This is a genomic window from Asaia lannensis NBRC 102526, from assembly GCF_024054035.1.
GTDB classification, from domain to species: Bacteria; Pseudomonadota; Alphaproteobacteria; order Acetobacterales; family Acetobacteraceae; genus Asaia; species Asaia lannensis.
Window position 1 is genome coordinate 1 of the sequence record NZ_JAMXQU010000017.1, and the last position, 7,828, is coordinate 7,828.

8 protein-coding genes are annotated in these 7,828 nt (G+C 53.3%); 3 read left to right on the forward strand and 5 right to left on the reverse strand.

Annotated features, from left to right (window positions below; translation table 11 throughout):
• The first annotated feature begins 74 nt into the window (after positions 1 to 74).
• Positions 75 to 1,628, forward strand: coding sequence for a Hint domain-containing protein (locus tag NF685_RS14135; protein ID WP_252850128.1), 1,554 nt, complete (start codon positions 75 to 77; stop codon positions 1,626 to 1,628).
• Positions 1,629 to 2,221: 593 nt separating this feature from the next.
• On the forward strand, positions 2,222 to 2,683 hold the full coding sequence (locus tag NF685_RS14140) for a Fic family protein (protein ID WP_252850129.1): 462 nt from the start codon (positions 2,222 to 2,224) through the stop codon (positions 2,681 to 2,683).
• A gap of 210 nt (positions 2,684 to 2,893) precedes the next feature.
• Here NF685_RS14140 and NF685_RS14145 read toward each other — a convergent pair whose 3' ends face one another.
• The 5 genes from NF685_RS14145 to NF685_RS14165 form a co-directional block, all read right to left on the reverse strand.
• The gene (locus tag NF685_RS14145; protein ID WP_353936386.1) at positions 2,894 to 3,424 is read right to left on the reverse strand and encodes a very short patch repair endonuclease; all 531 of its coding nucleotides are present in this window, start codon (positions 3,422 to 3,424) and stop codon (positions 2,894 to 2,896) included.
• 881 nt (positions 3,425 to 4,305) lie between these two features.
• A complete protein-coding gene (locus NF685_RS14150) occupies positions 4,306 to 5,379 on the reverse strand; it encodes an EscU/YscU/HrcU family type III secretion system export apparatus switch protein (RefSeq protein ID WP_062165243.1) in 1,074 nt (357 codons plus the stop codon).
• A gap of 35 nt (positions 5,380 to 5,414) precedes the next feature.
• Positions 5,415 to 6,200 (reverse strand): flagellar biosynthetic protein FliR, encoded by a 786-nt coding sequence (locus NF685_RS14155; RefSeq protein WP_023979284.1) that lies wholly within the window; start codon positions 6,198 to 6,200, stop codon positions 5,415 to 5,417.
• A 53-nt stretch (positions 6,201 to 6,253) separates the two neighbouring features.
• Positions 6,254 to 6,529, reverse strand: a complete 276-nt coding sequence (locus NF685_RS14160) for a flagellar biosynthetic protein FliQ (RefSeq protein ID WP_252850130.1) — start codon at positions 6,527 to 6,529, stop codon at positions 6,254 to 6,256.
• Positions 6,530 to 6,541: 12 nt separating this feature from the next.
• Positions 6,542 to 6,877, reverse strand: a complete 336-nt coding sequence (locus NF685_RS14165; protein ID WP_023979282.1) for a flagellar hook-basal body complex protein FliE — start codon at positions 6,875 to 6,877, stop codon at positions 6,542 to 6,544.
• 404 nt (positions 6,878 to 7,281) lie between these two features.
• On the opposite strand from NF685_RS14165, the gene NF685_RS14170 reads away from it, so the two are divergent.
• On the forward strand, positions 7,282 to 7,713 hold the full coding sequence (locus NF685_RS14170) for a hypothetical protein (protein ID WP_122040271.1): 432 nt from the start codon (positions 7,282 to 7,284) through the stop codon (positions 7,711 to 7,713).
• Positions 7,714 to 7,828 lie beyond the last annotated feature (115 nt).

A 7,828-nucleotide genomic window follows, 5' to 3' on the forward strand; every position in this document is an offset into this window, starting at 1 on the left:
TAGGTCTCCGCGATCCATGGCTGCCCCATAAAAAGCAGCCTTGAATCAGAATGCAGCCCCTCTGGATACCCCTTTTGTCAACACGACCTAGTGTTACGCTTAATCTGCAGAACCTGTTCAACATAGCGGGTAATGTTGTAAATAACGGAACGATCAACGTAAATAATGCAGCTTTATTCAATTACAATCAGACCGGCAGAATAAAAGGTACCGGCACAATTAATTTGACCAATGTTACAATAGCGAGTAACTATTCAAACGCTCAGTACTATTACGCAAACAATACATTCACAAGCATCTCAAATCAGACCATTAATATGACCAATTCACATGTCGTATTCGGCTCTTCGAGCAGCAGTAGTGGAGTAACAAGTGCCATTAAGAATGTCACTATTAATTGTAATGGTGGAGGCAACTACATTGGCATATGTCCGGCTATGCTGCCTAGCAATGTGTCGGGGCTGAAGATCAGAGGTTTCGGAAATGGAGATATCTTGGACCTCTGCTCATCGGGGAGTGCCGATAGTTGCTCGTACGATCCTGCGACAGGGTACCTGACGATCAATACAAGCTATGGCGGCAACACGGTAACTCTGACGATCGACATCGGTTTGGGCTATAATCCGGCCGGTTTTTCGACCTATAATCTGTTTTCGGGATCCAGTGAGAGTGGCATCAGCTATGCTGGAGCGCCGCCATGCTATCTGGCAGGCACGCTGATCGATACAGCCCGCGGTCCTGTGGCGGTGGAAGACATCACGCTTTCCGATCGTGTCATGGCGTTTGAAAACGGTCAGGAGGTCCGCCGCCGAGTTATCTGGGTCGGGAAATCACAGGTCGAGGCACGCTGTCCTTCTGTAATTGTTCGCCAGAATGCGCTGGGCGATAATATGCCGTACAGGGACTTACATGTGACAGAAGAGCACTGCATGTTCTTCAACGGGTGTTTTGTTCCTGTCCGCATGCTGGTCAATGGTCATTCCATCGTTCTGGACAAGCCTTCGGACAGCTATGATGTCTATCATATCGAGCTCGACACGCATTCTGTCATCAGGGCGAACGGCGTATTATCCGAGTCCTTTCTGGACACAGGACACATTGCCTTTGAAGGACGTGATAGCCGGGATCTGACCTGGGAGCACGATAGTGCTGCCCCCCTTTGCACTGCCCGCGAATTTGTGGAACCTCTCTTCCGAGACATCGCAGCGCGTGTTCCGGGGCTGGTCGTGCCGAAGGATGAGCCCGCTGCTGACGCAACGGCGGATATTGCTCTTCTTGTTAATGGTAAGACGCAGGTCGCACCGACCCGCCGCAACGGGCGTACTTTCGTTTTCTCGATCAATGAACCCATACGCTCATTGAGCATCCTGACCGAGGCAGCGACCCCTAGCGACGTGATCGGGCCGTTTGTTGACGACAGGCGCGTGCTCGGTGCGCTGATCGGCGCAGTCAATCTGTTCACCCCTCAGGGCATGGTTGCGTATAAAACCCACCTTTCCGAGCCTGCTTTGACCGGGTGGCATGGCATGGAAAGCCCGCGCTATCGCTGGACAGGCGCGCAGGCCGAAATTCCGAATATCCGCAGCGATTTTGAGGCAAATATTGTCTCGCTCGAAATTTACGCCTGAGCCCTGTCTCTGGAGGGGTGTATGAATTCGCCAGGATCCGGCCCTTATCGAGCAAGTACAGGATAGAGGCCGGATCGCACGCCGAAGCGACCCGGCTCCCGGCGCAACGCGACGCATTGGAGGCGAACATCCGTTGCGTCGCCTCTTTCTGACAAGTCCTTATGGTAGTTGTCTTGGCGCCGCGGTCGTAACGTAAACCCTACACATGAATAAGGCGCGCGTATGCGATGCAAGACGCCCCGTCTGTGGGAGCAGAAAAGCAAACCTGTCTTGCTGCGCTAAGAAGTGTGAACTATGGGCCTCGAACCTCAATACTCTGGGTAGTCCGCATCACTATTTCCAATGATTTGAGGTGTCTCGCTGTCTACGCGCTTCTTCCTGTTTCTTTCTATTCCCATTCTTGGACAAACGCTCTGGGAAGGCAAGAGCTGATTTCGAAGGTGCTCGTGGGTTGTAATTTGCCCGGCATGATTGGATGAAGCGTTGTCAGAGTTCTTCAGGCGATGTCGGGGAGAATGAGCGATTGATAGCTCTCCTATCAATCATAAAATGTGCTTATAGTGATCGATAGGTGGTAGGGTATCGATCATCCGTTGGAACGGGTTGGGATCGCTCACCTCTGGCTCGAAACCATTCATCCTTTTGAGGATGGGAATGGTCGTCTTGGTCGTGCTCTTGCAGAAAAAGCACTGGCGCGAAGTCTCGAAATCTCGGTGGTGATGGGACTGGCCGCGACCATCAATACTCATAAAGAAGCGTATTACGATGAGCTGCACCGAGTGAGTACATCCAATTACATCGAGAGCTGGATGGCATGGTTCGCAAGTATCGTTCTCGAGGCACAATCCCGGACAATTGCCACGATCAGTTTCGTCGTGGAAAAGGCGCGGTTCCTTGATGGTCTGAGAGGACAGCTCAATCCTCGCCAGGAGAGAGCCGTACTCCGGATGCTGGCTGAAGGGATAGACGGCTTTCGAGGTGGTTTGAGGGCCCAGAACTATCGCGCAATCACCGGAGAACCTCCGCCACAGCCGCGCGTGATCTGGCGGAACTAGTCGTGCTCGGGGCATTCACCAAGACCGGAGAGAACCGCTACGCTCGCTATTCTCTCAATTTCGATAGCTATGTTTGATCGTTGCAAGACCCGATGCATCGCATATGTCTGATCATTCGTTTCATTGGTGCCGTTCTGAATCGGAACAACTCTGGTTGTGTTGTTCCCCCGACGCATGGCGCTTCGAAGGGGTAGCCATTCGGATATCAACTCAGCCTATCTCGAGCTCACGCCCCCCGTTCCGACGCCAAGCAATCAAGACACCTCTTGCGGTCGTCAGACTGACCTCAGTTCCAAGGGCGCATTCCTTAACCATCGCGACCCGCCATCCTTTTTTCAACAATGTCAAACGAACGGCTTTGTCCCGCGCCACATTTGCCTCGAACTTGGAAATCCAGAATTTAGGTCGCGTCGACGGAGTGGTAGCGCATCTACAGCCACGATGATAATGCCAGAAGCAGCCATGTACGAAGATAGTTGTCTTGTATTTCGGCAGAATCAGGTCCGGTTTCCCACGAACTCCTTTGGCGTGAAGCCGATAGCGAAAGCCCAATGCGTGTAGGGATTGGCGCAAAGTCAGCTCTGGCTTTGTATCCTTCCCCCGGATTCCGGCAATCATCCGGGATCTTGTTGCTTTGCTGACGACTTCTATCATTTGCCTTCTGGCTTCAAGCTGAGAACCTATTATGCAGCTGTTCGTTTGAATTCGAGAGGTTCCTGTCTTGTCAGCCACTTTGGGCATCGTTGATCTGTTTGCCGGACACGGTGGCTTGAGTGAGAGGTTTGCCTCATTCGAGGTCAACGGACGCTCCCCTCTTCACATTGGGATTTCGGTTGCGAAGGAGGCGTCGGCATATCGGACCCTGCGGCTACGCGCTTTCCTGCGCGCCCATCTATCCCGGCACGGTGCCTGCTAGAAGCCATCCTGAAGTTTCATGCCGGTCTGACGGACGAACCGGACTGGTCAGAGATCGACGCCGCCTCTTGGGTAGAGGCGGAGGGCGAGGCTCAATGTCTGGAACTAGGCAGTGATGCGGCTGCAGCAGCCATCGATAAGGTCATCACCAGTTTGGCACGGGCATCTGACGACACGATCTTGATTGGGGTGCCGCCCTGCCAAGCTTATTCACTTGTCGGGCGGGCTCGTTCGCGTGGCATGGCTGATTACGTCCCAGAGAAAGACCAACGCCATTACCTGTTTCGAAAATACATATGCGTGCTTGATCGACTGAAGCCGGCTGACTTTATAGTGGAAATGTAAAGGAAATGAAAGCTGAACAGTAGTCTACTAGGGGCTGAACACTGCCGAATATTGTTTCCTCGTAACCTTACTCATAAAACCCTCCTCTCCTAGGCCGGTCTATAGCTTACGCCCCTATCCAAAAAATGGGGTCTACCTCTACCTCGCGATGTTCGATCACCGCTCTATTATTTCGTCGATTGAACATGTATGAGCGGTGCCCCGTGTCGACCTGTGGACGATCAGGCAGTTTCCAGAATATGGACGGTGATGAATTGGCCTGGCCTGGCCTAGCCTGGTCGGGAAGCCGAGCAGCGTCGCAAAAATTACCGAGAGGTCCTAACGACCGATGATACTATCTGAGCGCATGCAAATAGCAGTGTTTATCGCCTCGAACCTGGTGTCTTCAACTTGATGACATAGGCGATGATGGCCGCGACCGGTTTGAAAAACTCTGGCGGTATTTCGGTATCCAGCGGCAATGTGTAGAGCCCGCGTGCGAGAGGGGGGTTGTTGACGATTGGCACACGGGCGTCATCTGCTGCGGCACGAATGCGTGCCGCCAGTTCGTCGGTGCCTTTGGCTACGATTTTGGGTGCGGCCGTGGAATCGTTCTCATATGCAAGGGCTACCGCGTAATGAGTGGGGTTGGTGACAACAACGGTTGCCGTTTTCACCGATTGGAGCATGCGTTGTCGGGCGCGACGCATCCTCAATTGATGTCTTTTGGCCTTGATCTTGGGATCACCGTCTTCCTGCTTCGTCTCGTCCTTTATATCCTGGTGACTCATCCGTAGCTTCTGGAGGCGACTGTATCGCGTCCATAATTCATCGAGTACAGCGATTAAAACCTGAACAATGAGGATAACGAGGGTGGCGTAGACAAACCAGGAAACGAGCTCCTGTGTCAGCCGACGAATAGTCCATCTCTCCGCTTCAGGGGCGATATGCAGCGTTCCGCGTGCTACGTTGTATAACACAACACCAAACACCAAAAATTTCGCCAGGCTCTTGAGGAGTTCGACGAGATTTCGGGCACTGAACACACGTTTGACCCCGGCGGCAGGAGACAGCCGTTTGAGGTCGGGAGCAAGCGCCTGAGGCCTAAACAGGAACTGTGTCTGGAAGAGACCGAAACCTATGACAGCTGCCATGCATGCCCCACCGAACGGAGCGATCAGGAGGATTCCTTCAGCAAACGCCTGATGGACGATACGCCCGATCGTTGCTGTATCGTCGATCGGGGTGGAGAAGTGCTCCAGCAATCCATGCATATGGGTGATAAAGCGATATCCCGAAGTCGCCCCGGTCATTGAGAATACCGCAAGGAATATTCCCAGCACCAGCAGCATCTGTGTTTCACGCGACTGGGCAACATTTCCCTCTTCCCTTGCTTTGGCAAGGCGGCGCGGGGTAGGGGCCTGTGTGCGATCTTCGCTGCTTCCTTCCTCAGCCATAGACTTGGCGCGAAGTACGAGTTGGGTGGGCTAGGTTATTGGAATGCATGGATGCCAGGAAGCTGAAGAAGTGTTTCCTGCATACGTTCCTGCCAGACGCCAGTGATGACCTGAATCAGGAGAGCGATCAGGAATACGCCGCCCAGAAGCTGGGCAGGCATGGCAATTCCGTAAACCTGAATAGCAGGCATCAGTCGGTTCAGTACGCCGAGAAGCGCAGGCCACAGGGTGCCGACAAGAACGAACGGAGCAGCGTATTGGAGGCCAAGCCTGAAGCTCAATGATACGCTCATGACAGCAGCCTGCGCCATATCATTCAGAAAAGGGAATTGGCCCGGCAAGAACACTTTGTAAGAGCCTGTGAGCGCGGCGAGGGGCAGGATATACAATCCTGTCGTCAGAAAAAGTACCGGGATGAGGAAAGAGGCCATATGACTGATGGCGGTACTCGAGGCGCCCAAGTCAGGGTCGGGTTGTAAAACACTCGCCAGACCCGTGAAAGTTGCAATGAACTGCATAGCGATGATGAGTGACATCGCGATCAGTCGCGCCATCCATCCGATGAAAGTTCCTATAAGCAATTCCTGAGCAATCATGACGATCAGGAGAGCCGGGCTCTTGAGGGCTGGCGTCACCACGGGGGTGAGCACAGGCTCCAGCAGCGGGACAAGCAGGAAAGAGATCGTGACAGCTATACCTGCGCGCACTGTCATGGGTGATGTGGACTCACCCAGCCCTGGCGCTACCATGACAAGTGTACTGACACGGCACAGGATCATCAGATAGACGGCTACCACATCGGGGGATGGAAGAGCCAACATCTACCTTTTCCGCATTATTCCGAACAACGCCCGCCGTGTCGACATTGCTCTGTTCATGATCCGCCAGCGATGACCATCTGATCGAAAATCTGCATCGCATAATTATGCAGGGTCGCGTAAATAAACGAGCTTGTCAGCATAAGGGCAAGCATTGCAGCGACAAATTTGGGTACAAAAGATAGTGTTGCTTCGTTGACCTGGGTAACTGCCTGGAAAAGCGAGATCAGGATGCCTGCTGCCAGCGAGGCGAGAAGCGACGGGGCACCCATCTTGACCGCTACGAACAGGGATTGCTGCAGGATCTCGTGAATGTCTACCGTATGTTGCATGCCGTTCTGCGTTCAGATCGACATTTTCATTACATCTTGATAGGCTTGCACAAAGCGATCACGAACTGCGGTTACGGTCTGCAGCGTCAATTTTGCCTCAGCGACAGATGTCGCGATCTCAGTCATATCCCCATGTCCTGAGAGACCAGCCGCGGTCTGGGTTTCGGCAACTTTTCCGGTATGCACCGCATCTTGCAGCGCACCACTGAGTGCGTCACTAAAACTTCCGGTACCAATGCTGGAGGTGTCAGCTTGTTTGGCCGGGCCCGTTGCGGATTGCAGGCTACGCTGAACTTCTCCATACGCGTTCATGGCGTCGAAACTACGGGTGGTGACGTCGCTGATCATGAGCCTCTACCGAATCATCTGCCGCAGGGAGGGCAGATTGTTGCCAAGGTCGTTCGTAACGTGAACCTATCATGACAGCAATATCTTTCGGCAGCGTTATCGGTGCGCCCACTGTGACATCACTTTTCCGGCGTCGGGCTTTTTGAGGAAATTTGTCGTGTCATGCTTCAGCTGTGCGACTTTTCGGGTATCGTGGCCCAACCATCGAACGAACCTTCACGAAGGATATGAAAGTGGTTTCACCGCGAGGCTTGTTCCTCTCTGCGCGCGCGGTCTTGTGCGCTACGGTACCGTGTCTGGCGACGGGGTTAACAGGAATGTCGGCTCCGGCTTACGCTGGTACAGTGTTGCCCGGGAATGGAGACAGCATACGTTGTCCCTCTGGAGTTGTTCGGATCGCCGAGGTGCAGGCAATTGTCGATTATGTCGGGCAGGAAGCAAAAAACAGGGTGATCGGATCGGCCTCAATCGAGGTGTGTTCTGATAACGAGACAAAATATATAGATATCATAACACGCGGCACGCCTGACGACGTTTCGAACAATGGTCAACAGGGACAGAAAAGCGGGATAGACGGATCAATCCAGATTCACGGCCGTACTGCGCAGCTCAATACCAACGTCTATATTCCGTTGACGGAATCCGATGCCATGCAGTGCAACAGGCAGGAGGAATCACAACCTGATGGCGTTTGTAAACCACATGCCCAAGTGGCCAGTTTTACCGGCACGTGGGTTTTTTCTCTTGGAAAATGGAGGATGTTCCGGACCGGCGCTGAAACCGAAGGGGGTTCGGTCATCGTGGCGGCGCGTATACTCAACGGTCCGGTTGAGTAAGGCTCTAGCTACCCATGGGATGAACAGGCCCCTTGCTGTTGGAGGCGAGGGGCCTGTTTTATTTTACTGGAAGAGTGAGAGGATGTTCTGTGACTGGGAGTTGGCGATGGTAAGC

Excerpts from the sequence above, each read along its gene's own strand:
- NF685_RS14145 (WP_353936386.1), bottom strand. The coding sequence starts at position 3,424 with ATGCCCAAAGTGGCTGACAAGACAGGAACCTCTCGAATTCAAACGAAC.
- NF685_RS14150 (WP_062165243.1), bottom strand. The coding sequence starts at position 5,379 with ATGGCTGAGGAAGGAAGCAGCGAAGATCGCACACAGGCCCCTACCCCG.
- NF685_RS14155 (WP_023979284.1), bottom strand. The coding sequence starts at position 6,200 with ATGTTGGCTCTTCCATCCCCCGATGTGGTAGCCGTCTATCTGATGATC.
- NF685_RS14160 (WP_252850130.1), bottom strand. The coding sequence starts at position 6,529 with ATGCAACATACGGTAGACATTCACGAGATCCTGCAGCAATCCCTGTTC.
- NF685_RS14165 (WP_023979282.1), bottom strand. The coding sequence starts at position 6,877 with ATGATCAGCGACGTCACCACCCGTAGTTTCGACGCCATGAACGCGTAT.